Consider the following 23,733-nt stretch of genomic DNA (forward strand, 5'->3'; position numbering starts at 1 on the left):
TCATCCGGTGCATCCCGGCGCGCCAGTGCGGCCGAGTGAAGACCGACCCCGGAGACCGAATCCATGGCCCGCGACTTCCTGCCGGGTTTCGACCGGCACCGGATCGAGACCGCGCCCGGCGTGACGATCAACGCCCGCTCGGCCGGGTCCGGGCCGCCGGTGCTGCTGCTGCACGGCCACCCGCAGACCCTGTCGACCTGGCTCCACGTCGCCCCGCGCCTCGCCGAGCGGCACGCCGTGGTGGCGATGGACCTGCGCGGCTACGGCGATTCGGCCAAGCCCCCGGGAGGCGAGCGCCACGCCAGCTACGCCAAGCGCGCCATGGCGGCCGACGCGGTGGCGGTGATGCGGGCGCTCGGCCACGAAAGGTTCGCGGTGGTCGGCCACGACCGGGGCGGCCGGGTCGCCCACCGCCTCGCCCTCGACCACAGCCGGGCGGTGGAGCGGATCGCCGTGTTCGACATCGCGCCGACCGCGACCATGTACGCGCGCACCGACAAGGATTTCGCCACCCGCTATTTCTGGTGGTTCTTCTTCATCCAGCCTCATCCCCTGCCGGAGACGCTGATCGGGGCCGATCCGGAATACTTCCTGCGCCACCACGTCGAGGGCCAGTCGAAGACCCCCGGCTCGACCCCGCCGGAGCTCTTCGCCGAGTACCTGCGCTGCTATTCCGACCCGGCCTGCCGCCATGCGATCTGCGAGGATTACCGGGCGGCCGCCGGGATCGACCTGGAGCACGACGCGGCCGATGCCGAGGCCCGGATCACCGCGCCGCTGCTGGCGCTCTGGGGCGCGAAGGGCGTGGTCGGTCGGACCTACGACGTGCTGGAGACGTGGCGCGAGAAGGCGACCGACGTGTCGGGCCGGGCGCTGGATTGCGGCCACACCCTCCAGGAGGAGCGGCCGAACGCGGTTGTCTCGGAGCTGGCGGCGTTCCTGGGTTGACGGACTGCGGCGCCGTGGACGCGCGTCGCCGGTCTTGGCAGATCCGTTGAAAAGCGCAGATACGAGACGTGCCGGGCTCGCGAACAGCGTCCCCGGTTGATGGATTCGACACCTCCGTCCTCGCATCAACCGGAACCATGGGAAGCCCGACGCCACACTGTCCCGAGTGGGACGCGTCGATCGTGCAGGACACCATGCCGGAGGACACCAACACCGTCTTCGAGGTCGCCGTGGTCGGGGCCGGGGCCGCGGGGCTCGCCGCCGCGCTGGCGGTCGCCCGCGAAGGGATCCCCACGGCGCTGGTCGGGCGCCACGCCCCGGTGGCGGACGGACGGACCGTCGCGCTCCTCGACGGGTCGGTGCGCTTCCTGGACGCCCTCGGCGCCTGGGAGGCGGCGGCGCCGCACGCGAGCCCGCTCTGCACGCTGCAGATCGTCGACGACACCGGCAGCCTGTTCCGGCCGCCGCCGGCGCAGTTCCGCGCCGCCGAGATCGGCCTCGACGCCTTCGGGTGGAACGTCGAGAGCGCCCGCTTGGTCGAGAGCCTGCGCGCCCGCGCCCGGGCGCAGGACAACCTCACCCTGGTCGAGGCGGACGCCGCCGGCGCCGTGCCCGGCGAGGCGGCGGCCCGCGTCGCGCTGGCGGACGGGCGTGCCGTCGAGGCCCGGCTCGTGGTGGGGGCCGACGGGGCCCGCTCGCCGCTGCGGGCCGCCAGCGGCGTCCGCGTGCGCGACTGGACCTACCCGCAGAGCGCCATCACCACGATCCTGGCCCACGCGCGCCCGCACCGCGACGTCTCCACCGAGTTCCACACCCGGTCGGGGCCCTTCACCCTGGTGCCGCTGCCCGGCGGCCACCGGTCCAGCCTCGTCTGGGTGACCGGGGAGGGGGCGGCCCGGCGGCTCGCCGCCCTCGACGACGCGGCGCTGGGGCAGGCGGTGGAGCGGCAGGCCCGGGCGATGCTCGGCGTCATGCGGGTCGACGGCCCCCGCGGCCTCGTGCCGATGCGCGGCCTCGCGGTGGCGACCCCCGTGGCCCCGCGGCTGGCGCTGATCGGGGAGGCGGCCCACGTCTTCCCGCCGATCGGCGCGCAGGGGCTCAATCTCGGCCTGCGCGACGCCGCGACCCTGCGCGACGCGGTGCTGGCCGCCGTCCGCGACCGCCGCGATCCCGGCTCCCGCGCCGTGCTCGACGGCTACGCGCGGGCGCGCCGCGTCGACACGGCCGCGCGCACCGCCGCGGTCGATCTCCTCAACCGCAGCCTGCTCACCGACCTGCTGCCGGTCGACGCGCTGCGCGGTCTCGGCCTGCTGGCGATGACGCAGCTCGGACCGCTGCGGCGCCTGGTGATGCGGGAGGGCGTGCTGCCCCGGATCGGCGCGCCGGAGCTGATGCGCGCGGCGCGCTAGGACCGTTCCCGATCGTCTCGCGCCAGCGGCGCCCCCTTTCCCGCGCGGGAGAGGGGACCCGCGCCTCGTGCGGCACCGGCAGTGACAGGGAGCGGTCGGACGGCGCTTCCCGGAGGCGGCCTCAGTCCCGGCGCGAGCGCCCGGACGCCGCGACCTCGGCGCGCGCCGGAGGGGGCCTCAGAGATCCGGCTGGGCGGCGACGTAGGCGCCGAGCCGGGTCGCGAGATCGACCGGGCCGCCGCCTCGGGCCTCGCCCGAATCACCGATGAGGATCACCGGGATGCCGCGCTCGCGCAGCTGGCCGCGGAGGCGGGCCGCGCGGCGGGCGTAGGCGGGATTCCGGCGGGTGGGCGCCTGGAGCAGCACGGCCGCCGGACGGGCGATCACGGTCAGGACGTCGTCGGCCGCCTCCATCGAGGCGGTCACGCTCGCGTATCCGAGGCTGGCCAGCTCGCCCGAGAGGGACCGGTCCACGGCGCGGACGCCGTCGTCGACCACGAGCACTTGTTGCAGCGCACCCATAAGCTTGAGCGGTACTCCATCCCGGACGGCTTGGAAAGATAGCCGTCACGACAATCCGATGCAGAACCCGCGAAGAGGCGGATCGGATCCGTCGGTTCGTGTGCAGATGCGAGATTATCCGCGCCGCCTGAGTGCCGGATGAACCGGCGATCGTCCACCGTTCAGGCGGAGGGGACGGTCGCGACGGCGGCGGCGATCGCCGCGACCGCCCCGTTCGCGCGCCCGTTCGCGCGCCCGTCCGCGCGGAGCGGGCGGAAGCCCGTGCTTCGCCACGCCAGGGGGTCGGTCGCCGGGATCGCGCCGCGGGTGAGCGGGGAGGCCGCGCAGGCCGCCCCCCGGCAGGCGAGGTCGCCGTCGGCGCCGGCGGCGAGGTCCAGGAGATCGCGGGGCAGGAAGGCCTGCCCGGGCTCGGCCAGGGTCGCGGCGAGGTCGTCCGGGCCGGGGCGGGTCAGCACGAGCGCTTCACCCAGGACCAGCGAATCGAGGCGCTGCGGGCCCGCGGGCCCGGCGCCCCGCGGGGTCAGCCGGGCGGGCGCGCGGTGGACCACGTCGAGGACCCGGACGGTCCAGGGCAGCGGCAGGGCGGCGAGGGCCGATTCGACCCGCGCCGGGACCACCAGCCGGGTCGGAACCGGCCGCAGCAGGGCGGCGCGGAACCCGGTCTCGTCGAAGGGCAGAACGGTCTCAAGGCCGGCGCCGGCCGCCAGGGCGGTGCCCAGGCCGGTCACGAGGCCGCGCAGGTCGTGGCCGGGCAGGAGCGTCAGGACCCGCTCGTCCGCGGTCAGGGGCAGCGCGTCGAGATGGGCGGCGACCGCCGCCGCCAGCGCCGCGGCGGTGCGGTAGACCGGCCGGCCGGGATCGCCGCCCGCGAAGGTGACGAGGCCGCGGCCCGGTGCCGGCTCGACCACGCCCCGCTCCAGGGCCATCGCGTCGAGGCTGATCACGCCGTCCGGCACGCTCGGGCCGAAGGCCGCGAGGTAGCGCAGGGCGAAATGGCGCATGGCCGCGCGGGTGAGGTCCTCGGCGGGCCGGCGCGCCCCGCGGCGGCCCTCCGTCAGCACGGCCACGAGGCCCGCGGCCTCGATCCCGGCGGAGAGCTCCGCCTCGTCCCAGAGGGCGGGCATCGCGCAGGGCAGGTGGCCCGCCGCCTCGACGGCGAGGTGGGCGAGGGCCGATTCGGCACCGCCCGAATACCACAGCCCGATCCGGCTGCCGGCCGGGAGCCGCCACGCGGCGATCCCGCGGGCGAGCCGCCCGACGATCTCGGCGGCGGCCGCGTAGGTCCAGGTGATGGACGGGCGCCCGCACCACGCGACCCGGTCCCCCGAATCACGCAGGAGGGTGCGCTGCGGGCCCGCCAGGGCGGCGGCGAACAGGCGGGTCGCGAGACCGTCGGACAGGCGTCCGGACAGGACTCCGGACAGGCCGTCGGGCGCGTCCTCGGATCGCGCGGACGCGTCCGGTGCGGCGTCTTCCGCCCACTCCGCCACCGCCAACGCGCTCAAACCCGCCGCCCCCGCCGATCCTGCAGAACGCCTATCATCTCGGCCCGACAGGGTTAACCGACCGCTAAGAGCGGCCGCGCCGCCGATCGCTGCCGATCGCTGCCGGAGGGCGTCCGGAAGGCCTTCGGCGGCGTCCGGCGGCGCGGCCCGATCACGCGCTCGTGCCTCGCGGCCGCGCAACGTCGCGCTTGCGGCCGGGCGGATGGGAGCCTATCGGGGGCCGGGCGCGGTCGGGACGGTTCCGACAGCTTCCCCGGCCGCGGTGTCATGCCTTCGCCTCATTCGAGGGGAAAGGCAGGCCGCCCGGTCGCCGGGGAGAGGGATGCGCGCAGACGGCGCCCGTCCCGCCCGATGGCCGGACCGATTCATCCGGAGTTCCGGGCGGCGCGCCAACGCGGCGGGCAGCCGGACGCTCCGGCGGACCTGCCGCCAGGCCGGCTCCGCATCCTGCCAGCCACACCACGTCTCTTCCAAGGGGTCAGAGCCGATGTCCTTCACCCGCACCGCGACGCTCGCCCGCGCCGCCCTCCTCGGCCTCGCGGGCCTCGGCCTCGCGGCCGCGCCGGCCCTGGCGCAGCCGAAGAAGCCCGCCGCGCCCGCGCCGGCCGCCCCGGCGCCGACCGCCCCGGGCACCCCCGCGGCCAACACCCCGGCCGCCCAGACGGGCCCGCAGATCGTCGCGGTGAAGTCCGAGCCGAGCCAGGCCGACTGGACCAAGGTCTGCGGCAAGGACCAGGGTTCGGGCACCGACATCTGCTACACGACCCGCGACTTCGTGTCCGACCAGGGCCAGCCGGTGCTGGCCGTGGCGGTCTACGAGATGAAGAACGCCGCCCAGAAGCAGGAGGTGCGCGTGGTGCGCTACCTGCTGCCGCTCGGCCTGCTGCTGCAGCCGGGCATCCGCTTCAGCGTCGACGGCCAGGCGGCGACCGCCGGCCGCTTCGCGGTCTGCTTCCCGAACGGCTGCTTCGCCGAGGCCGGCGGCGTCGATGCCGGCGTGATCGCCGCGATGAAGAAGGGCACGACCCTGAACGTCTCGGTCCAGAACCAGACCCAGCGCGAGGTCACCTTCGCGGTGCCGCTGGCCGGCTTCGGCAAGGCCTTCGACGGCCCGGCCATCGACCCGAAGGTCCTCGAGGAACAGCAGAAGAAGCTCCAGGCGGAGCTGGAGAAGCGCTCCGAGGATATGCGCAAGAAGCTCGAGCAGCAGCAGGGCGCCGCCCCGGCCGCCGGCGCGGCTCCGGCGCCGGCCCCGGCCGCCAAGTAAGCGCCATCGACCCGCCGCGCGGCGGGTCCGTACCGGGGGCCGGGCCGCGAGGTCCGGCCCTTCGCGTTCGAGCCGCCCGGCGACGGGACCTAACGCGTCCCCGGGGTCGCCGAAGCCGGCTGGACGATCAGCACGCGCAGGTCCTGGTCGGGCACGTAGTCCCGGGCCTCCCAGCGGAACGTGGTCGGCCCGGTCTTCCGGATGTCCGTGCGGCAGAAGCTGACGACCGCCTCCGGGCTGCCCTTGTCGACCGTCAGGGTGAAGCGCCCGATCGGCGCGGCCCAGTTGCGCGCCGTGGTGACGATGTAGGGCACCACGGTCGCCCGCAGGGTGCCGCCGGGATCCGGCGCCTTCGCGTGCAGGCGCCGGATCGCCGCGAGCCCCGCCTCGTCCAGGCAGTAGGTCGCCCGGTAGGCCGCGCGGGACGCCGCCTTCGGGTCGAGCAGGTGGAAACCGGTCACCGGCGCGTAGCTGTGCGCGATGCGGACCTCCTGCCCGGGCGGGAAGGTCTGGAGCCAGTGGAACTTGGCCTCGCCGCGCCACAGCCCCTCGGTCATCCGGTCCGGCGTGTCGGGGACGTCGGGGAAGAGCCCGGCCTCGACCAGCGCGGCCCATTCGGGCGCGCCGATCCGATTGGCCGCCGCGCTGATCGCCTCGAAGCGCAGCGGGTTCAGCGGCAGGCCGTGCCGGCGCAGCAGGTCCGTCACCTCGCGCTCGCCCACGAAGGCGCGCTCCTCCAGCTCGGGCTCGAGGGGCTTGCCGTCCACCGTGACGGTGAAGCCGACGAAGTTCGGGCTGTCGGGCCGGGGCAGCGCCAGGGCCGAGAAGCTGAGTTCCCGCCCGTCGATCGGCGGCAGCGGGAAGGCGATCCGGACCGTGCGCGCCTCCTGAACCTGATTGCGGAACAGGTAGGACACGTCGATCCGGTCGCGGGCGATCGACAGGTCCTCGCTCACCAGCGCGATCCCGGGCTCGCGCCGCAGGACGAGGCCGCCGGCATCGAGTTCGGCCGCGCTGTCGTTGGCGCGCGCCGTGCCCGTGAGCAGGCCCGCGAGCAGGCCAGCGCGCAGGAACGCGGCGGCGAAGCGGGGTTTGGCGACTATCGGGCGGGCTCGTCCGACGGCACGGGCCGTCGCGGCAGACGAGCGCCCGCCGCTTGCCAGGACCTTCACGGACCGGGCGCCTCAGTTCGTGGCGCGGTCGCGCATCCGGTACGCGCCGGCGGCGTCGCGCTCGAACATCTCGGCGATGCCGGCGTGGCGCAGGGCCTCGCCCGACGTGTCGGGCAGGAGGTTCTGTTCCGACACGTAGGCCACGTACTCGGTCTCGGCGTTCTCGGCGAGCAGGTGGTAGAACGGCTGGTCCTTGCGCGGCCGGACCTCCTCGGGGATCGACAGCCACCACTCCTCGGTGTTGTCGAACACCGGGTCGACGTCGAACACGACGCCTCGGAACGGGTAGATCCGGTGGCGCACCACGGCGCCGATCGCGAATTTCGCGGTTCTCAGTGTTACGTCCGACATGGTTCAACCCGTCCAGATCGGACAGATAGGTCCGATGACGGATCGTGTCACCCGGTCGCCGCGGAAGTCGGCGTTTCCGCGGCGCGGGCCAAGCGGTCCCGGACGGCGATCGCCTCCGGCAGCGGCCGCCACGGGACGGTCATCTCGGCGATGCGCCCGGCCGCGTCGAGGCGCCGCTCATCCATCCCGTCGAGCCGGTGCGGGCCGGCCGCCGCGCCGAAGAAGGCGGCGGCGTGCGCGGGGCCTTCCAGGATCGCGCGGCTCTCGAAGGCGTCGACCACCGGCCGGATCGCCGCCGTCCCGCGCACGGGCTCGGCGGCGAGCGGGGTGTTGAGCACGCCCCCCTCGGCCATCTGCGCCAGCACGGCGTCCCGGTCCTTCGCCGCCAGGACGGCCGCGAAGGCGCGAACGCGGGTCAGGTCCATCGGAGGTCTCCTACGGGATCCGGATGCCGAGCTCGGTCGCGATCGCCCGGGCGGTGGCCTCGCGCCGGGCCGTGATGTCGGCCGCCGCCGCCCGCACCCGCGCCACGGTGTCCGGGGAAGCCGTGTGGGGCGTGCCGCTGTCGAAAGGGGGCTCGGGGGCGTACTGGATCCCGAGCTGGATGGTCCGGGCGGCCTCCTCGCCGCGCAGCGCGGCGGCGAGCTGCAGCGCCCCGTCGATGCCCGCGGTGACGCCGGCCGCGAACACCCAGGTGCGCCCGTCCGCGTCGCGGTCGATCACCACGCGCGCGTCCACCGGCTCGGCGCCGAAGAACGGCAGCAGGTGCACGGCGTTCCAGTAGGTCGTGGCCCGCCGCCCGACCAGCAGGCCGGCCGCGCCGAGGATCAGGGCGCCGGTGCAGACCGAGAGGACGTGGCCGGCCCCGGCCGCCTGATCGCGGATCCAGCCGAGCACGGCCGGGTCCCGCATCAGGGCCTCCTGGCCCGTGCCGCCCGGGACGTGCAGCACGTCGAGCCGCGGGGCTTCCGCGAGCGTGGCATCTGGCAGCATCCGGAGGCCGCGGACGTCGCGGACGGGCTCCGGGCCCGGCGCGTAGACCCGGTAGGTGCTGTTGGGCACCCGGGACAGGACCTCGAACGGGCCGGTGAGGTCGATCTGGTCCAGCCCCTCGAACAGGAGCGAGCCGATCTGCAGGTGGGTGTCGGGCGGGATCATGCCGGGCCTCCGTGGTGGACAGGGTGATCCTAGCGCGTCAGGATCTGGCCGAAATGCCAAAGAGCCCTCGTTTCTCGCCAGATCCGCCGCGCCCGGTCGAGGTGCTGGCCTTCCCGTCGGTGCAGCTCCTCGACGTGGCCGGGCCGCTCCAGGTCTTCGCCACCGCCAACGAGCACGGCGGCGCCGGGATGCCCTACGCGCCGCGGGTGATCGCGGCCGGCGACCCGGGGCTCACCGCCTCGGCGGGCCTGCGGCTGGTCGCCGACCCATTGCCGGAACCCGAAGCGCCGGTGGACACGCTGGTGATCGCGGGCGGCCCCGGCGTCGTCGCGGCCTGCGACGACGCCGCCCTGGTGGCCTGGGTGCGGGCCCGGGCGGGCCGGGCCCGCCGGGTCGCTTCGGTCTGCACCGGCGCGTTCCTGCTCGGGGCGGCGGGGCTCCTCGACGGGCGGCGGGCCGTGACCCACTGGAAGCATTGCGGGGCGCTCGCCGCCCGCTACCGGCGCGCCCGGATCGAGCCCGACCCGATCTTCGTGCGCGACGGCCCGGTCTGGTCCTCGGCGGGGGTGACGGCGGGCATCGACTTGGCCCTGGCGCTGGTCGAGGAGGATCTCGGCCGCGCGACCGCGCTGACGGTGGCGCGCCACCTCGTGATGTTCCTCAAACGCCCCGGCGGGCAGGCGCAGTTCAGCGCGGCGCTGGCGCTGCAGGCGGGCGAGGAGCGGTTCGGGCGGCTCCACGCCTACATCGCCGACAACCTGTCCGGCGACCTGTCGCTGCCGGCGCTCGCCGCGGCGGCCGGGATGAGCGCGCGCAGCCTGAGCCGGCACTATCACGCGGCGACCGGTCTGACCCCGGCCAGGGCCGTGGAGCGCCTGCGGGTGGAGGCGGCGCGGCGCGCGCTGGCCGAGACGGCGCAACCGGTCAAGCGCGTCGCCCGGACCTGCGGCTTCGGCTCCGAGGAGACGATGCGGCGCAGCTTCCTGCGGCACGTCGCGGCGACACCGCAGGAGTACCGGGCGCGGTTCGGCGGGTGAGGGGGGACTAGAGCCGTATCCGACCATGTTGCAACGGTCGGGAAGGACGGCGAGCCCGGTCTCGCCATTCGCTCCAGGCCCCCTCTCCCGCACGGGAGAGGGGACCCGCGCCTCGTCCCGTCGCCGCGGCGCCGCGCACGACGCCCGAGTCCGGGAGCCCGAACGGCAACCCGCTCACCCCAGCTTGTAGACCGCCGCCAGATCCGGGTCCTTGGCGGCCACGAGCTTCGCCAGGTCCACGATGACCTTGGCCTGCTTCCAGGTGGCGTCGTCCTGCATCTTGCCGTCGAGCATCACGGCGCCGGTGCCGTCCGGCATGGCCTCGACGATCCGGGCCGCGAAGGCGACCTCGGCCGGGTCCGGCGCGAAGACCCGCTTGGCGATCGCCACCTGGCTCGGGTGCAGCGTCCAGGCGCCGGCGCAGCCCATCAGGAAGGCGTTGCGGAACTGCGCCTCGCAGGCGTCGCCGTCGGAGAAGTCGCCGAACGGGCCGTAGAAGGCCTTGATGCCGTTGGCCATGCAGGCGTCCACCATCCTGGCGATGGTGTAGTGCCAGAGGTCCTGCTGGGCGGTGGCGCGGGGGGCATCGCCGGAGGGATCGCTGAGCACCCGGTAATCCGGGTGGCCGCCACCGACCCGGGTGGTCTTCATGCCGCGCGACGCCGCGAGGTCCGCCGGCCCGAGGCTCATGCCGTGCATCCGCGGCGAGGCCGACGCGATCGCGTCGACGTTGGCGACGCCCTCGGCGGTCTCCAGGATCGCGTGGACCAGGATCGGCTTCGTCACCCCGTGGCGCGCCTCGAGCTGGGCGAGCAGCTGGTCGATGTAGTGGATGTCCCACGGTCCCTCGACCTTGGGCACCATCACGACGTCGAGCTTGTCGCCGACCTCGGCCACGATCGTGAACAGGTCGTCCAAGATCCAGGGCGAGTTGAGGGCGTTGATCCGGGTCCAGAGGCCGGTGCCGGTGGCGGTGAAATCGGTGGCCTGGGCCATGGCGACGAAGCCCTTGCGGGCCGCCTCCTTCTGGTCGGCCGGGACCGCGTCCTCCAGGTTGCCCAGCACCACGTCGACGGTCCCGGCGAGCTCCGGCACGCGGGCCCGGACCTTGTCGTTGTGGGGCGGCACGAAGTGGATCATCCGCTCCAGCCGCACCGGCAGTTCGCGGAACGGGGCCGGCGCGCCGGTGGCGAGGGGCTGGAAGAAGCGGCGGGGCAGTTTCATCGGGTGCCTCTTGTCAGGGCTGGCGTCTGAGCCCCGTTAAGGCAGCTTGGGCGGGCGCGTAAAGCCGCGCCGCGCGGAAGTGATCTCGGACTTTCGTGACGCTCGGGCTTCCGGCCCGGCGCGCCGCAGGGCCCGCGGAGCCTCAGCCCCGGCCGCCCCGGCGCCCGGCGAGGCCGATCCGGTTGAGGATACCGCCGCCGTCGCCGCTGCCGGCCACCACCACGAGGCGCCGGATCTCGCCCCGCAGGAAGGCCTGCAGGAAGCGGTTGTAGTCGCGGAACGAGACGCAGCCGTTCGAGGCGCCGGGCTGCCGCAGCATGTAGGTGTGGGCCAGCAGGCCGTCGCGGCCGTGGATCGCGGCGCTGCCGCCCACCGGGTTGAGCCGGATCGCCCGGACCCCGTGGAACAGGCGCTCGCGCTCGGTCAGCGTGTAGGTGCCGGGCGGGGTCGAGCCGCGCATGCGCAGGTGGACGTAGCGCGGGTTGTCCATGTGCTCGCCGAGGCCGGAATGGGCCTCCAGCACCTCGCCGGAGGGCAGCGTCACCGTGCGGGCGGTGATGTCGTAGACGGCCGTTCCGGCCACCGAATCGGGCTCCGGGCTGATCCGGGTGCGCGGCGCCTCCTGCGGCAGGGCGTCCGGGCTGGCATAGGCCAGTGCCTGACGGGGCTCCTGGCGGCTGTCTTGGCGGCTGTCTTGGCGGCTGTCCTGGCGGCTGTCCTGAGACGGCGCCGCGGCGCCGACGCCGAACAGCTTCTCGAAGAAGGACGGCTCCTCGGCCATCGCGGCGCGGAACACGTCGCGGGTCCGGGGCAGGGCGCGGCTCGCCACCCGCGCGGGCGGCGCCGGTGCGCGCCGCAGCTCGGGCGGGCGGGCCACCGGCAGCGGCACGAGGGCGGGAACGGGGGCGGGTGCGACGGCGGCGGGCGTGGGCTCGGCCGCGGCCATCCGGACCGGCGCCCCCGTCCCTTTCTCGCCGGTCCTCTCGCCGGTCCTCTCGCCGGTCCTGTCCGCGACTCTCTCGGCGACTTTCTCTGCAGCTTTGGCCTGGGCCATCCGGACCTGGGCGGCCCGCGCCCGCTCCGCCTGCGCGACCTGCCGGGCGATCTCCCGGACCGCCGGGGACGGGGCGGCGGCGACCTGGAAGCCGGCGACCGGCGGGGTTTCGCCCCCGAAGGCCGTGGCGGTGCCGGCGCCCAGCGCCGGGCTCCGGTCGAGCATCCAGGCGAGGCTCGGCCGCGGCGCCGCCGCGGCCTGCGGGACCGGGACGGCGGCCGGCCCGGCCGCCGCGACGGACTCCGCCTCGGGGCGGGCCGGCCCCTGCGGGTGGCTGAACACGGCCCAGCCGGCGAGGCTCACGCCGGTGAGAGCGATGAGCGTCGTCAGCCGGGCGCGGCGACGGGCGCGCCGCATGGCGCTCGGGTAGGGCGCCCGGGTGCGGACGACCGGGTCGTAGGCGGTCTCGACGTAGCTGGGGCGCGGGGGCGCCGGTCGCCGGGATTCCGCGCTCGGATACGCGGTCTGGAACGCGGCGAGGGACAACGCAGCCTGGGCCATTCGGGAACTCGCGTACGCGCTTCCCCTGGGCAGCCGCCGCCGTTCGCCCGCGAGAGCCGTTCTCGCGCACGTGGCCCGGGTCACCCGTCTGGGGAGGACATCAACCGTCCACCCCATTAAGCCGTGCTGTGGTTAATCCCCGCTAAAGAGACAGTTTCCGCGGGCGTTCCCGTGTTGGGACACAGCCTCAGGTGGCCCGATTCGGCGCGTCCCCGGCCGCGTCGGCCGCCGGCTCCATCGGCCCATGCCGGCGCGCGACCAGCAGGCAGAGCAGGGCCACCGGCACGCCGATGAGGGACGTGCCGACGAAGAACCACGCGAACCCGGTCCACTCGATCACGAAGCCCGAGAACCCCGCGAGCAGGCTGCCGGGCAGGGCGCAGAGCGAGGTCAGCAGGGCGTACTGGCTCGCCGCGTGGGCGGTGGCCGAGAGCCGCGACATGTAGGTGATCAGCACGATCGACGCGAAGGCGTAGGCGAAGCCGTCGATCCCGACGGTCAGCGCGAAGGTCCAGAACGCCGCGCCGCCGTGGCCGCCGTGCCAGGCGAGGTAGGCCAGCGCGAGGTGGGAGGCCGAGGCCGTCACGGTGCCGATGAGCAGGCTCGCCATCATGCCGATCCGCGGGATGATGGCGCTCGCCAGGAAGGTGCCCCCGAGCGCGATCCAGAAGCCGAACAGCTTCGTCACCGTCGCGATGTCGGTGTTGGTGTAGCCGAGCGTCTTGAACAGCGGGATCGCCATGGCATTCGAGACGTAGCCGGGCATCCGGAAGCCCGCGACCAGCGCCAGCACCGGCAGGGCGAGCGGCCCGAGCCGGGCGAGGAGATCGCGGATCGGCGCCCAGACGGTCTCGACGAAGCCGCCGGTGGCGGGGGTCTCGGGGACGGGGGGTTCGGGCGCCAGCAGGGCCGCGACCGTGCCGGGCGCCATGAGCGCGGCCATGCACAGGTAGGCCACGCGCCAGCCATACGCGTCGGACAGGTAGAGCGCGCCGGCGCCGGCCGCGAGGTTGCCGATCCGGAAGCCGATCTCGGCCCAGGACGACATCAGCGCCTGCTGCTCGGGCGGCGCGGCGGTGATGCGCCAGCCGTCGATCACCACGTCCTGGGTGGCGCCCGCGACGCCGAGCGCCAGGGAGAACGCCACCGTCCAGGCGAGCCAGTGGGCCGGGTCGCCGAAGGCGACGCCCGCCAGCGCCAGGGCGACGAGGATCTGCGTGGCGACGATCCAGCCGCGGCGCCGCCCGAGCCAGCGGCCGATGAGCGGCGCGTCGTGGCGGTCGAGGAAGGGGGCCCAGAGGAACTTGAGCTTGTAGGCGATGGTGAGCTCGCTCATCAGCCCGATCGTGGCGAGCGGCACCTTCGCCTGGACGAGCCACGCCGACTGCGTCGCGTAGACGAGCAGGAACGGGATGCCCTGCGCGAAGCCGAGCCCCAGCACCGCGGCGACGCGCCGGTCGGTGAACAGGGGCGTGAGGAAGGCGCCCGGCGCGGCCTTCACCGGCTCGGGCGCGCCGGTGATCGGCGCCGGGTCTGCCATCCACGCGTCTCCTCAAGCCGCCCCGCAGGATGAGGGGTCTCGCCGGGGCGCGACGCCCCCGCCCCTCACGCCGCCTTCTTCCCCCGCTCGGCGATCTTCACGAGGCTGCGCAGCACCTCGGTGGCGGTCTTGAGCCGGGCCGGGACCGTGTTCAGCTCGCGGACGAACACCACGCTCATGTCGGGCCGCACCTTCGCGAACGAGGCCTGCTCGGCCACGTAGGCGACGAGCCCCTGCGGGTTGGCGTAGGAGCGGTCGCGGAAATGGACCACCACACCCTTCGGCCCGGCCTCGACCTTCTCGACGTTCGCCTTGAGGCACAGGATCTTGATCGTGCCGATCTTGAGGAGCTGCTCCACCTCCGGCGGCAGCGGCCCGAACCGGTCGATCAGCTCGGCGCCGAAGCTCTCCATCTCGGCATCGTCCTGGATGGTGGCGAGCCGCCGGTAGAGCGCCAGCCGGACGCCCAGATCCTCGACGTAATCCTCCGGGATCGTGACCGGCGCGCCGAGCGCGATGGTCGGCGACCACGCCTCCTCGGGCACGTCCTCGATGCCGGCCTTGAGCGCGGTGACCGCGTCCTCCAGCATCTGCTGGTAGAGCTCGTAGCCGACCTCCTTGATGTGGCCCGACTGCGCGTCGCCGAGCAGGTTGCCGGCGCCGCGGATGTCGAGGTCGTGGGAGGCGAGCTGGAAGCCCGCGCCCAGCGTGTCGAGGCTCTGGAGCACCTTGAGGCGCTGCTCGGCCTGGGCGGTGAGCTGGCGGTTCGCCGGGGTCGTGAACAGCGCGTAGGCGCGCGCCTTCGAGCGCCCGACCCGGCCGCGCAGCTGGTAGAGCTGCGCGAGGCCGAACATGTCGGCCCGGTGGACGATCAGCGTGTTGGCGGTGGGGATGTCGAGGCCGGATTCCACGATCGTGGTCGAGAGCAGGACGTCGAACTTGCCCTCGTAGAAGGCCGTCATCACGTCCTCGAGCTGGCCGGCCGCCATCTGGCCGTGGGCGACCGCGACCTTGATCTCGGGCATCTCGGCGTCGAGGAATTTCTTGACCTCGGCCAGATCCTCGATCCGCGGCACGACGTAGAAGGACTGGCCGCCGCGGTAGCGCTCGCGCAGCAGGGCCTCGCGGATGGTCAGCGGGTCGAACGGCGTCACGAAGGTGCGCACCACCAGCCGGTCGACCGGCGGGGTGGCGATGATCGAGAGCTCGCGAACCCCCGTCATGGCGAGCTGGAGCGTGCGCGGGATCGGCGTCGCCGAGAGCGTCAGCACGTGGACGTCCGCTTGGAGCGCCTTCAGCCGCTCCTTGTGGGCGACGCCGAAATGCTGCTCCTCGTCCACGATGATCAGGCCGAGATCCTTGAAGGCGATGTTCTTCGCCAAGAGGGCGTGGGTGCCGACCACGATGTCGACCGTGCCGGCGATGAGCCCGGCGCGGGTCTGCTTCATCTCCCCCGCCGAGACGAAGCGGGAGAGCTGCGCCACCTGGACCGGCAGCCCTTTGAAGCGCTCGGCGAAGGTCCGGTAGTGCTGGCGGGCCAGCAGCGTGGTCGGGACGATCACCGCCACCTGCTTGCCGGAGATCGCCGCCGCGAAGGCGGCGCGGAGCGCCACCTCGGTCTTGCCGAAGCCGACATCGCCGCAGACCAGCCGGTCCATCGGACGCCCGGCATTGAGGTCGTCCAGCACCGCGTCGATGGCGTTGGCCTGGTCCTCGGTCTCCTCGAACGGGAAGCGGGCGGCGAACTCGCCGTAGAGCCCCTCGGGCGCCTGCAGGGACGGGGCCTTCCGGACGAAGCGCTGGGCCGCGACCTTGATCAGCTCGCCCGCCATCTCGAGGATGCGGCGCTTCATCTTGGCCTTGCGGGCCTGCCACGCGCCGCCGCCGAGCCGGTCGAGGGCGACCTCGGAATCCTCCGAGCCGTAGCGGGTCAGGAGCTCGATATTCTCCACCGGCAGGAGCAGCAGGCCGCCGGTGTATTGCAGCTCCAGGCAATCGTGCGGGGCGCCGGCGGCGTGGATCGTCTTGAGGCCCACGAACCGGCCGATGCCGTGGTCGGCGTGGACCACGAGGTCGCCGGGCTGGAGCGCCTGCACCTCCAGGATCACGTCCTGGGGCCGCTTGGCCTTGCGCTTCTGGCGGACCAGCCGGTCGCCCAGGATATCGCCCTCGGAGACGACGGCGAGCTCCCCCGCGGTGAAGCCCGCCTCCAGGCCCCAGACGGCCACGGCCGCGTCGGTGCCGCGCTTGAGCGCGTAGACGTCGGTGAGCCGGGTGATCGCCACGGGCTTCCTCAGGCCGTGGTCGGTGAGCACGCCGCAGAGCCGGTCGCGGGACCCGTCGGACCAGGCTCCCAGGATCACGTGATGACCGGATCCCTGGAGATCGCGGATATGCGCCACCGCGGCGTCGAACACGCTGGCATTCTCGTCGGCCCGCTCGGGGGCGAAGCTCCGTCCGGCCTTGGCGCCGCAATCGATCACCGCGCGCTCGGACGATTCGGGCTGCGCGAACGGGGTCAGCCGCGCCACGGTGGCGGTGCCGATCCGCTCCTTCAGCTCGTTCGGCGTCAGGTAGAGGGCGCGGGGCGGCAGGGGCTTGTAGGGGGCGACGCCGGGCTGCGGCGTCTTCATCGCGCCCTCTCGGGCCTGGTAATAGTCCTGGACGAGCGCGATCCGCTCGGCGGCAGCGTCCTCCACCTGCGGGTCGAAGACCAGCGGCACGCCGCCGAGGTAGTCGAACAGCGTGTCGAGGTGGTCGTAGAACAGCGGCATCCAGTGCTCGAGGCCGGCGTAGCGCCGCCCCTCGCTCACCGTCTCGTAGAGCCGGTCGTCCCGGGTCGCCGCCCCGAAGCTCTGGATGTAGTTCTGGCGGAAGCGGCGGATGGTCTCCGTGGTGAGCTGGACCTCGCTCATCGGCATCAGGTCGAGCGAGCGGAGCTGCCCGGTGGTGCGCTGCGTCTCCGGGTCGAAGGCGCGGATCGATTCCAGCGTGTCGCCGAAGAAGTCGAGGCGGATCGGGGCCGGCAGGCCGGGGGGCGACAGGTCGAGGATGCCGCCGCGAACCGCGTACTCGCCGGTGTCGCGCACCGTCCCGGTGCGCAGGAAGCCGTTGGCCTCGACCCAGGCCACCACGTCGTCCATCGACACGACGTTGCCGATCGCCGCCGAGAACGCCTCCTTGGCGATGTGGGCGCGGGGCGGGACCCGCTGCACCAGGGCGTTGACCGTGGTGCAGAGGATGCGCGGGCGGTCCTCGGCCGAGCGGGTGCGGGCGAGGCGGGCGAGCGCCGTCATCCGGGCGGCGGCGACCGCCGTCGTCGGCGAGACCCGGTCGTAGGGCTGGCAGTCCCAGGCCGGCAGGCTCATCACGTCCATCTCGGGCGCGACGAAGCCGAGGGCCGCCTGGAAGGCCGCCGAGCGCCCGGAATCGCGCGCCACGTGGACCAGCACCGCCGGCGCGTCGACGGTGGGCGCCAGGGCGCGGGCGAGGTCGGCGAGCGCCAGCGCGTCGAAGCCCTCCGGGGCGTTCGCCAGGACCGGGCTGTCGCCGCGCTTGAGGGCGTCGATCGCCCGGGCGAGCGCGGAGGATTTCGGCAGCGCGAAGCGCGCGACCTGCGGCTTGGCGGCGGGGGGCTTCGGCTGAGGCTTGGCCATCGGGTCTTTCGCGGGAAATCCCGCCGGGCGCGTCAGGGGAGGAGGTCGGGTGGCGTTAGCCGATCGGGCCGCCGCGATAAAGCGTCCCCGCGGTCACGGCTGAACGCATCCTATATGGCGGTTCTGCCGCGGCATGGAACGGCTGTTCGGCCGCGCTTCGGGAACACGCGCGGCCCGGCCCAGAGCACCTTGCGGATCGCCTCTCCCAGGGGGAAGAGACGGCCCCATCGTCTTTGCGAGCGCAGCGAAGCGATCCAGCGGCGCCGCACCTTCGGACGTCGCGCTGCCCTGGGTCACATCGCTGCGCTCGTGATGACGGAGCGGGCCGCATCGGCCGAGCTTTTCGATCGGATGCGACGGAAGCCCGCGGCTTACGCCCCTCAGGCGTCCGGCCCGACGATCTCGGCCAGCGCCGCCTCGACCCGGCCGCGGAAGAAGTCCGCGTTGGGCATGTGCTCGGTCATTGCGGCGGCGCGCGCCGTCGCCTGCCGCAGGATCTCGGCGCGGAGCGCCGGATCGGAGCGCTCCATCATCTCCAGCATGATGCGCACCACCAGCTCGGTGGCGATCGACCGGGCCGGGTGATCGTAGTTGGGCTTCGGTTCGTCCATCGCGGGCTCTCTCGACCGGTCGCTCTCAGGAGTGGATCGGCGCGTCGTGCCGGTGGAACGCCCGCACCCGCCGCCAGACCGACGTGTCGTAGTTCGTGGGCGTCTCGACCTCGCCGGTCAGCCACTTGAACAGGTCGCGGTCCGGCACCTCGATCAGCGCCTCGAACTGGTCGAGCTCCGCCTCCGACAGGTCGCCGATCTCGGCATCGGCGAAGCGGCCCATGATCAGGTCCATCTCGCGGATGCCCCGGTGCCAGGCGCGGTAGAGGAGGCGGCGGCGGCGCGGATCGAGGTCGGCGCTCGTGCGGGTGGTGCCGGACATGGATGTCGGACCTCGGCTCAGGGACTGGCAGGGCCTAGATAGGCGTCTGGGTCCGGCGGATCCAGAACGGGACCGCGGCCGGGCGGGTTACAACCGGGGCGCGAGAGGCCAAAAACGAATTGCCTCCGGCGGGCGGTCCGTTATCTCGGGCTGCAACGCCCCGGACGGGGCGGCGAGCGGGAGTCCAACGATGCCGAAGGCGATCCGGGTCTACGAGTACGGCGGTCCCGAGGTGATGCGCTTCGAGGACGTGCCCCTGGCCGAGCCGGGCCCCGGGCAGATCCGGGTCAGGCAGGCCGCCATCGGCGTCAACTTCATCGACATCTACTTCCGCACCGGCGCCTACAAGTCCCCGCACATGCCCTACACCCCCGGCAAGGAGGGCGCCGGCACCGTCACGGCGGTGGGCGAGGGCGTGACCCAGTTCAAGGCCGGCGACCGGGTCGCCTACGGCTCGGTGGCGGACGGCTGCTACGCCGAGGAGCCGGTGATCCCGGCCTCGGCGGCCGTGCCGATCCCCGACGGGGTCGACGAGAAGACCGCCGCCGCCATGATGCTCAAGGGCCTGACCGTCGAGTACCTGCTGCACCGGACCTACGCGGTGAAGCCCGGCGACACGATCCTGTGGCAGGCCGCCGCCGGCGGCGTCGGCCTGATCGCGTGCCAGTGGGCCAAGCACCTCGGCGCCACCGTGATCGGCACCGCCGGCAGCCCCGAGAAGGCGGAGCTCGCCAAGCAGAACGGCTGCGACCACGTCATCCTCTACCGCGAGGAGGACGTGGCCAAGCGCGTGCGCGAGATCACCGGCGGCAAGGGCGTGCCGGTGGTCTACGACGGCGTCGGGCAGGCGACCCTGATGGGCTCCCTGGACAGCCTCGCGCCGCTCGGCCTGCTGGCGAGCTTCGGCTCGGCCTCCGGGGCGATCACCGGGCTCGACCTCGGCCTGCTGGCCCCGCGCGGCTCGCTCTACGTGACGCGCCCGACGCTCGCGACCTTCTCGTCGAACCGCGCCACCCTGGAGGAGGCGGCCGCCCGCCTGTTCAAGGTGGTCCGCGACGGCGCGGTGAAGATCGCGGTCAACGCCACCTACCCGCTGGCCGAGGCGCAGCAGGTGCACCGCGACCTCGCGGGCCGGGAGACCACCGGCTCGATCGTGATGCTGCCGTAGGGACCGACCGTGACGCCCGGCAACGCCGACCTGCTCCTCGTCGTCGACGTGCAGGTCGACTTCCTGCCGGGCGGGGCGCTCCCCGTCCCGGGGGGCGACGCGGTGATCGGCCCGATCAACGACCTCCAGCACCGCTTCCGGCACGTGGTGCTGATGCAGGACTGGCATCCGGCCGATCACGTTTCCTTCGCCGAGACCCATCCGGGGCGGGCCCCGTTCGAGACCGTGGCGCTGCCCTACGGGCCGCAGGTGCTGTGGCCGCGCCACTGCGTCCAGGGCAGCCCCGGGGCCGCCTTCGCGCCGGACCTCGCCACCGACCGGGCGAGCCTGGTGGTGCGCAAGGGGCTGGATCCGCGGGTCGACAGCTACTCGGCTTTCCTGGAAGCCGACCGGGCCACGCGCACCGGCCTCGCCGGGGCGCTCCGGGAGCGCGGCATCACCCGGGTCGCGGTGTGCGGCCTCGCCACCGATTTCTGCGTCGCCTGGAGCGCGCTCGACGCGCGCGACGCGGGGTTCGACGTCCTCGTGGTGGCGGACGCGGTGCGCGGGATCGACGTGGACGGGTCGCTCGCGCGGGCCTGGGCGCGGATGGAGGCGGCGGGCGTCCGCCGGATCGCGGCGGCGGAGATCGGCTGAGGGCGTGCGGGGACCGGGAGGCGAACCGCCGCACGCCGCGCGGGAGACCGGCCCCGCGCCGACGCGTTGGCCCGACATCAGCATCCGACAGGAGCCTGCATGTCATCCAAGCACCCGAAGACCGACACGCCCACGGACGCCGACCTCAAGGGCAATCCCGGGATCGGCACCTCGAAGGGGATGAGCGGCACCGACCCCGCGGATCTGCAGGCGGATTCGACCTTCGAGGGCGACGTCGACAACGAGACGAAGCTCGACGGCGGCGTCGACCCGGACCACCGGCCGCGCAAGAACGCGTGACCGAGAACACGTGACCGGATGCCCGGGCCGGTGCGGCCCGGGTCGATCTCAGCGACTGCGCGCCGGCGCCTTCGGCCGCTGCGGTGCGGGGGCCGCGGGCCTGGCGCTCGGGCCGCCTGCCGGAACGTAGACCTGGGCCGGGCTCGCGGTGTAGCCCCGGAGCTGGGCCGCGTTGGCGGCCCCGAAAGCGGATGTGCCGTCCGCGCGGGCGGCGCCCGCCGCGAGGACCGATAGAAGCGCGGCGGCCAGGGCCAAGCGGGCATGCTTCGGCATCGACAGGGTCCTCGTGTTCGCGCGGGCTCGAGAAACCCTGATCCGGACCGGATCGCTCCGCCCTGCGATCGACCCGGCCTTCCCGACGTGCGGAACCGCACAGGCGCCGTGTCGTGCATGACGGCGGCGGCTCTATCGCTTTCCGGTTGATCGCTTCCCAACCGTCGTCGTTGCGAGTGGAGCGAGGCGATCCAGAGCCAGCGCCACGCTGACCGATGTCCTGCTGCCCGGGGCCACTTCGCTGCGCCCGTGATGACGGAGCGTGGGCCTGCCCCGGAGGCCGTGTCAGAGCGCCAGCCCGAGCTGGAGCGGCGCCTCGGGCGCGTCCTGCGCGAAGCCCGACAGCGACACCCCGATCAGCCGCGCGCTGCGGCGCAGGGGGAACAGGCCGGCGAGCAGGTCGAGGCCGATCCGCTCCAGGGCGGCCCGGTCGGCCACCGGCACAGCGAGGGACTTCGCCCGGGTGACCTGCGCGAAATCCGAGAACTTGAGCTTCAGGGTCACGGTCCGGGCGCGCATGCCCTTGGCGTCGGCGCCCGCCCAGACCTTGTCGAACAGCGGCGCCAGCCGGGCGGCCAGGACCTCGAAGGCGGCGGTGTCGTCCGAGAAGGTGGTCTCGGCGCCGATCGACTTGCGCACCCGGTGGGCGCGCACCGGCCGCGCGTCGATGCCCCGGGCGACCGCGTGGTAGTAGGCGCCCGCGGAGCCGAAGGTCTCGCGCAGGCGCTCCGGCGTCCAGGCGCGCAGATCCGCCCCGGTCTCGATCCCGAGCCGCTTCATCTTCGCCTCGGTGACCGGGCCGACGCCGTGGAACCGGCCGATCGGCAGCGCGGCCACGAAGTCCGGCCCCATGGCGGGGGTGATGACGAACAGGGCGTCGGGCTTGCGGTGGTCGGACGCCACCTTGGCGAGGAACTTGTTGTACGAGACCCCGGCCGAGGCGACGAGCCCGGTCCGTTCCAGGATCTCGGCCCGGATCGCCTTCGCCACGGCCGTCGCCGTCGGGAGGCCCAGGAGGTTCTCGGTGACGTCGAGATAGGCCTCGTCGAGGGCCACCGGCTCGATGATGGCCGTGTGCCGGGCGAAGACCGCCCGGATCTCCTCGGAGACCGCCCGGTAGACCTCGAAGCGCGGCTTCACGAACAGCAGGTCCGGGCACAGCCGCCGCGCGGTGGCCGACGGCATGGCGGAGCGGACACCGAATTTTCGGGCCTCGTAGCTCGCAGCGGCCACCACCCCGCGCTCCCGGGAGCCGCCGACCGCCAGCGGCCGGCCGCGCAGCGACGGGTCGTCGCGCTGCTCCACGGAGGCGTAGAACGCGTCCATGTCGATGTGGATGATCTTTCGGAGCGCGACCTCCGGATCCATCGCCGCCTCGGGTCCCGACCAAGTTCCTGATCTGTTCCGAAAGACCGCGCGGGGCGGGCGGGGTCAAGCCGCGCCGGACGCGGCGTCAACAGGAGTCCGGTCCGCGCCCGTCATCGCGAGCGCAGCGCGACGTCCCCGAGCGCAGCGCATCCCTGGATTGCTTCGCTGCGCTCGCAAAGACGGGGTCTGCCGTCAGGCGACGCTGCCGTAGAGGTCGTAGGCCTCGGCCCGGTCGATCTTCACCGTGACGATGTCGCCGACCCGCACCGGGCGCCGGAACGCGGCGTGGACATTGCCGTCGATCTCCGGCGCGTCGGCCTTGGACCGGCCCCGCGCCACCCCGCCCTCGACGGAATCGACGATGACGGGCAGCCGCTTGCCGACCTTGGCCCGCTGCAGCCGGAGCGCGATGCCGTTCTGGGCCTCCATGAACCGGCGCTTGCGCTCGGCCTTCACCGCCGGCGGCACGAGGTCGCCCAGCGCGTTGGCGGTGGCGCCGGCCACCGGCTCGTACTCGAAGCAGCCGACCCGATCGAGCTTGGCCTCCTGCAGCCAAGCGAGCAGCTCCTCGAACTCGGCCTCGGTCTCGCCGGGGAAGCCGACGATGAAGGTCGAGCGGATCGCGAGGTCCGGGCAGATCTGCCGCCAGTTGCGGATCCGGTCGAGCTGGCGCTCCTGGTTGCCGGGGCGGCGCATGCGCTTGAGCACGGAGGGGCTCGCGTGCTGGAGCGGCATGTCGAGGTAGGGGAGCACCTTGCCCTCGGCCATCAGCGGGATGACCTCGTCCACGTGCGGGTAGGGGTAGACGTAGTGCAACCGCACCCAGGCGCCGAGCTCGCCGAGTTCCTTGGTGAGGTCGTAGAACTTGGCGCGGACCTGCCGGTCGCGCCACGGGCTCTCACTGTAGCGGATGTCGACGCCGTAGGCGCTGGTGTCCTGGCTGACGACCAGCAGCTCCTTCACGCCGGCCTTCACCAGCTTCTCGGCCTCGCGCAGCACGTCGGCGGCGGGGCGGCTGACGAGGTTCCCGCGCAAGCTCGGGATGATGCAGAAGCTGCAGCGGTTGCTGCACCCCTCCGAGATCTTCAGGTAGGCGTAGTGGCGCGGGGTGAGCTTGATCCCCTGCGGCGGCACGAGGTCGAGGAACGGGTCGTGGGCCGGCGGCACCGCCTCGTGGACGGCCGCCACCACCGACTCGTAGGCCTGGGGCCCGGTCACCGCCAGGAGGTCGGGGTACTTCTCGCGGATCTCCTCCGGCTGCGCGCCCATGCAGCCGGTGACGATGACGCGGCCGTTCTCCGCCATGGCCTCGCCGATGGCCGAGAGCGACTCCGCCTTGGCGGAATCGAGGAAGCCGCAGGTGTTGACGATCACCACGTCGGCGCCGTCGTGCCGCCGGGCCAGCTCGTAGCCCTCGGCGCGCAGGTGGGTGAGGATCCGCTCGGAATCGACCAGCGCCTTCGGGCAGCCCAGCGAGACGAACGAGATCTTGGGAGCCGTGATCTTGGGGGCGGCGCCGGGAGCGGGGCCGCGGGGAGCGGGCGTGGCGGTCATGGCATTCGGATCGGACGGTCCGGCCGGGCGGCCGGCGATCGGCCGCCCGGCGCGCGGGACCAGGAATTCGGGGTCGGGCACCTATACAGGCTCCCGCGCCTCCGCGCGAGGCCGGCCGCCGCAGGGGTGCCCGGCCCTGCGCGCGAGCCTGAGCCTA

22 protein-coding genes are annotated in these 23,733 nt (G+C 73.7%); 7 read left to right on the forward strand and 15 right to left on the reverse strand.

The genetic code is table 11. The features are described from left to right. Positions 1-63 precede the first annotated feature (63 nt). Positions 64-948: an alpha/beta fold hydrolase gene (locus ACLBYG_RS13340; RefSeq protein WP_447681752.1), complete on the forward strand. Its 885-nt coding sequence runs from the start codon at positions 64-66 to the stop codon at positions 946-948. A 194-nt stretch (positions 949-1,142) separates the two neighbouring features. Then, positions 1,143-2,357 carry a UbiH/UbiF family hydroxylase gene (locus ACLBYG_RS13345; RefSeq protein ID WP_447681808.1) on the forward strand — a complete coding sequence of 405 codons (1,215 nt, stop codon included), beginning with the start codon at positions 1,143-1,145 and terminating at the stop codon, positions 2,355-2,357. A 177-nt stretch (positions 2,358-2,534) separates the two neighbouring features. On the opposite strand, the gene ACLBYG_RS13350 is transcribed toward ACLBYG_RS13345, so the two are convergent. Together ACLBYG_RS13350 and ACLBYG_RS13355 are read right to left on the reverse strand one after the other, a co-directional pair. Beyond that, the gene (locus tag ACLBYG_RS13350; RefSeq protein WP_020093275.1) at positions 2,535-2,879 is read right to left on the reverse strand and encodes a hypothetical protein; all 345 of its coding nucleotides are present in this window, start codon (positions 2,877-2,879) and stop codon (positions 2,535-2,537) included. Positions 2,880-3,040: 161 nt separating this feature from the next. Next, positions 3,041-4,384 (reverse strand): AMP-binding protein, encoded by a 1,344-nt coding sequence (locus ACLBYG_RS13355; protein WP_447681753.1) that lies wholly within the window; start codon positions 4,382-4,384, stop codon positions 3,041-3,043. 487 nt (positions 4,385-4,871) lie between these two features. On the opposite strand from ACLBYG_RS13355, the gene ACLBYG_RS13360 reads away from it, so the two are divergent. Beyond that, positions 4,872-5,651 carry an invasion associated locus B family protein gene (locus ACLBYG_RS13360; RefSeq protein WP_020093277.1) on the forward strand — a complete coding sequence of 260 codons (780 nt, stop codon included), beginning with the start codon at positions 4,872-4,874 and terminating at the stop codon, positions 5,649-5,651. Between the two features lie 89 nt (positions 5,652-5,740). On the opposite strand, the gene ACLBYG_RS13365 is transcribed toward ACLBYG_RS13360, so the two are convergent. The 4 genes from ACLBYG_RS13365 to ACLBYG_RS13380 are packed head-to-tail and all read right to left on the reverse strand — an operon-like array spanning position 5,741 to position 8,332. Continuing rightward, on the reverse strand, positions 5,741-6,823 hold the full coding sequence (locus ACLBYG_RS13365; RefSeq protein WP_447681754.1) for a DUF4424 domain-containing protein: 1,083 nt from the start codon (positions 6,821-6,823) through the stop codon (positions 5,741-5,743). Between the two features lie 12 nt (positions 6,824-6,835). Then, positions 6,836-7,174, reverse strand: a complete 339-nt coding sequence (gene hspQ / locus ACLBYG_RS13370) for a heat shock protein HspQ (RefSeq protein ID WP_012318638.1) — start codon at positions 7,172-7,174, stop codon at positions 6,836-6,838. A gap of 47 nt (positions 7,175-7,221) precedes the next feature. Next, complete coding sequence (locus tag ACLBYG_RS13375; RefSeq protein ID WP_091926331.1) at positions 7,222-7,599, reverse strand: hypothetical protein; 378 nt, start codon at positions 7,597-7,599, stop codon at positions 7,222-7,224. Between the two features lie 10 nt (positions 7,600-7,609). Further along, complete coding sequence (locus ACLBYG_RS13380; RefSeq protein WP_020093280.1) at positions 7,610-8,332, reverse strand: DJ-1/PfpI family protein; 723 nt, start codon at positions 8,330-8,332, stop codon at positions 7,610-7,612. A gap of 53 nt (positions 8,333-8,385) precedes the next feature. Here ACLBYG_RS13380 and ACLBYG_RS13385 point away from each other — a divergent pair, with 53 nt between their 5' ends. Further along, the gene (locus ACLBYG_RS13385) at positions 8,386-9,369 is read left to right on the forward strand and encodes a GlxA family transcriptional regulator (RefSeq protein WP_091677520.1); all 984 of its coding nucleotides are present in this window, start codon (positions 8,386-8,388) and stop codon (positions 9,367-9,369) included. A 174-nt stretch (positions 9,370-9,543) separates the two neighbouring features. Here ACLBYG_RS13385 and ACLBYG_RS13390 read toward each other — a convergent pair whose 3' ends face one another. The 6 genes from ACLBYG_RS13390 to ACLBYG_RS13415 form a co-directional block, all read right to left on the reverse strand. After that, complete coding sequence (locus ACLBYG_RS13390; protein ID WP_447681755.1) at positions 9,544-10,593, reverse strand: HpcH/HpaI aldolase/citrate lyase family protein; 1,050 nt, start codon at positions 10,591-10,593, stop codon at positions 9,544-9,546. A 142-nt stretch (positions 10,594-10,735) separates the two neighbouring features. Beyond that, the gene (locus ACLBYG_RS13395; protein WP_447681756.1) at positions 10,736-12,148 is read right to left on the reverse strand and encodes a DUF2778 domain-containing protein; all 1,413 of its coding nucleotides are present in this window, start codon (positions 12,146-12,148) and stop codon (positions 10,736-10,738) included. A gap of 187 nt (positions 12,149-12,335) precedes the next feature. Beyond that, on the reverse strand, positions 12,336-13,688 hold the full coding sequence (locus ACLBYG_RS13400) for an AmpG family muropeptide MFS transporter (RefSeq protein ID WP_020093285.1): 1,353 nt from the start codon (positions 13,686-13,688) through the stop codon (positions 12,336-12,338). 65 nt (positions 13,689-13,753) lie between these two features. Beyond that, a complete protein-coding gene (gene mfd / locus ACLBYG_RS13405) occupies positions 13,754-17,344 on the reverse strand; it encodes a transcription-repair coupling factor (protein ID WP_447681757.1) in 3,591 nt (1,196 codons plus the stop codon). Positions 17,345-17,724: 380 nt separating this feature from the next. Beyond that, entirely contained in the window at positions 17,725-17,955 is a 231-nt protein-coding gene (locus ACLBYG_RS13410; protein ID WP_020093287.1) for a hypothetical protein, read from the reverse strand. A 25-nt stretch (positions 17,956-17,980) separates the two neighbouring features. Beyond that, the gene (locus ACLBYG_RS13415) at positions 17,981-18,277 is read right to left on the reverse strand and encodes an FAD assembly factor SdhE (RefSeq protein WP_020093288.1); all 297 of its coding nucleotides are present in this window, start codon (positions 18,275-18,277) and stop codon (positions 17,981-17,983) included. 190 nt (positions 18,278-18,467) lie between these two features. On the opposite strand from ACLBYG_RS13415, the gene ACLBYG_RS13420 reads away from it, so the two are divergent. The 3 genes from ACLBYG_RS13420 to ACLBYG_RS13430 all read left to right on the forward strand — a co-directional run bounded on the left by ACLBYG_RS13420 (position 18,468) and on the right by ACLBYG_RS13430 (position 20,381). Continuing rightward, on the forward strand, positions 18,468-19,445 hold the full coding sequence (locus tag ACLBYG_RS13420) for a quinone oxidoreductase family protein (protein WP_020093289.1): 978 nt from the start codon (positions 18,468-18,470) through the stop codon (positions 19,443-19,445). Between the two features lie 9 nt (positions 19,446-19,454). Then, entirely contained in the window at positions 19,455-20,081 is a 627-nt protein-coding gene (pncA, locus tag ACLBYG_RS13425; RefSeq protein ID WP_447681758.1) for a bifunctional nicotinamidase/pyrazinamidase, read from the forward strand. Positions 20,082-20,180: 99 nt separating this feature from the next. Further along, the gene (locus ACLBYG_RS13430; RefSeq protein ID WP_447681759.1) at positions 20,181-20,381 is read left to right on the forward strand and encodes a hypothetical protein; all 201 of its coding nucleotides are present in this window, start codon (positions 20,181-20,183) and stop codon (positions 20,379-20,381) included. Between the two features lie 48 nt (positions 20,382-20,429). Here ACLBYG_RS13430 and ACLBYG_RS13435 read toward each other — a convergent pair whose 3' ends face one another. The 3 genes from ACLBYG_RS13435 to rimO form a co-directional block, all read right to left on the reverse strand. Continuing rightward, on the reverse strand, positions 20,430-20,654 hold the full coding sequence (locus tag ACLBYG_RS13435) for a hypothetical protein (RefSeq protein ID WP_447681760.1): 225 nt from the start codon (positions 20,652-20,654) through the stop codon (positions 20,430-20,432). A 285-nt stretch (positions 20,655-20,939) separates the two neighbouring features. Beyond that, a complete protein-coding gene (gene dinB / locus ACLBYG_RS13440; RefSeq protein ID WP_447681761.1) occupies positions 20,940-22,022 on the reverse strand; it encodes a DNA polymerase IV in 1,083 nt (360 codons plus the stop codon). A gap of 192 nt (positions 22,023-22,214) precedes the next feature. Further along, positions 22,215-23,576: a 30S ribosomal protein S12 methylthiotransferase RimO gene (gene rimO / locus ACLBYG_RS13445; RefSeq protein WP_447681809.1), complete on the reverse strand. Its 1,362-nt coding sequence runs from the start codon at positions 23,574-23,576 to the stop codon at positions 22,215-22,217. Positions 23,577-23,733 lie beyond the last annotated feature (157 nt).

The organism is Methylobacterium sp. D53M (assembly GCF_053345625.1).

Bases quoted from the DNA above. Each gene is read 5' to 3' on its own strand.
- rimO (WP_447681809.1), bottom strand. From the start codon at position 23,576: ATGACCGCCACGCCCGCTCCCCGCGGCCCCGCTCCCGGCGCCGCCCCC.
- ACLBYG_RS13390 (WP_447681755.1), bottom strand. From the start codon at position 10,593: ATGAAACTGCCCCGCCGCTTCTTCCAGCCCCTCGCCACCGGCGCGCCG.
- ACLBYG_RS13380 (WP_020093280.1), bottom strand. From the start codon at position 8,332: ATGATCCCGCCCGACACCCACCTGCAGATCGGCTCGCTCCTGTTCGAG.
- ACLBYG_RS13375 (WP_091926331.1), bottom strand. From the start codon at position 7,599: ATGGACCTGACCCGCGTTCGCGCCTTCGCGGCCGTCCTGGCGGCGAAG.
- ACLBYG_RS13340 (WP_447681752.1), top strand. From the start codon at position 64: ATGGCCCGCGACTTCCTGCCGGGTTTCGACCGGCACCGGATCGAGACC.
- mfd (WP_447681757.1), bottom strand. From the start codon at position 17,344: ATGGCCAAGCCTCAGCCGAAGCCCCCCGCCGCCAAGCCGCAGGTCGCG.
- ACLBYG_RS13345 (WP_447681808.1), top strand. From the start codon at position 1,143: ATGCCGGAGGACACCAACACCGTCTTCGAGGTCGCCGTGGTCGGGGCC.
- ACLBYG_RS13385 (WP_091677520.1), top strand. From the start codon at position 8,386: ATGCCAAAGAGCCCTCGTTTCTCGCCAGATCCGCCGCGCCCGGTCGAG.
- hspQ (WP_012318638.1), bottom strand. From the start codon at position 7,174: ATGTCGGACGTAACACTGAGAACCGCGAAATTCGCGATCGGCGCCGTG.
- ACLBYG_RS13430 (WP_447681759.1), top strand. From the start codon at position 20,181: ATGTCATCCAAGCACCCGAAGACCGACACGCCCACGGACGCCGACCTC.
- ACLBYG_RS13410 (WP_020093287.1), bottom strand. From the start codon at position 17,955: ATGGACGAACCGAAGCCCAACTACGATCACCCGGCCCGGTCGATCGCC.
- ACLBYG_RS13420 (WP_020093289.1), top strand. From the start codon at position 18,468: ATGCCGAAGGCGATCCGGGTCTACGAGTACGGCGGTCCCGAGGTGATG.
- ACLBYG_RS13360 (WP_020093277.1), top strand. From the start codon at position 4,872: ATGTCCTTCACCCGCACCGCGACGCTCGCCCGCGCCGCCCTCCTCGGC.
- dinB (WP_447681761.1), bottom strand. From the start codon at position 22,022: ATGGATCCGGAGGTCGCGCTCCGAAAGATCATCCACATCGACATGGAC.
- ACLBYG_RS13415 (WP_020093288.1), bottom strand. From the start codon at position 18,277: ATGTCCGGCACCACCCGCACGAGCGCCGACCTCGATCCGCGCCGCCGC.
- ACLBYG_RS13400 (WP_020093285.1), bottom strand. From the start codon at position 13,688: ATGGCAGACCCGGCGCCGATCACCGGCGCGCCCGAGCCGGTGAAGGCC.
- ACLBYG_RS13435 (WP_447681760.1), bottom strand. From the start codon at position 20,654: ATGCCGAAGCATGCCCGCTTGGCCCTGGCCGCCGCGCTTCTATCGGTC.
- ACLBYG_RS13395 (WP_447681756.1), bottom strand. From the start codon at position 12,148: ATGGCCCAGGCTGCGTTGTCCCTCGCCGCGTTCCAGACCGCGTATCCG.
- ACLBYG_RS13350 (WP_020093275.1), bottom strand. From the start codon at position 2,879: ATGGGTGCGCTGCAACAAGTGCTCGTGGTCGACGACGGCGTCCGCGCC.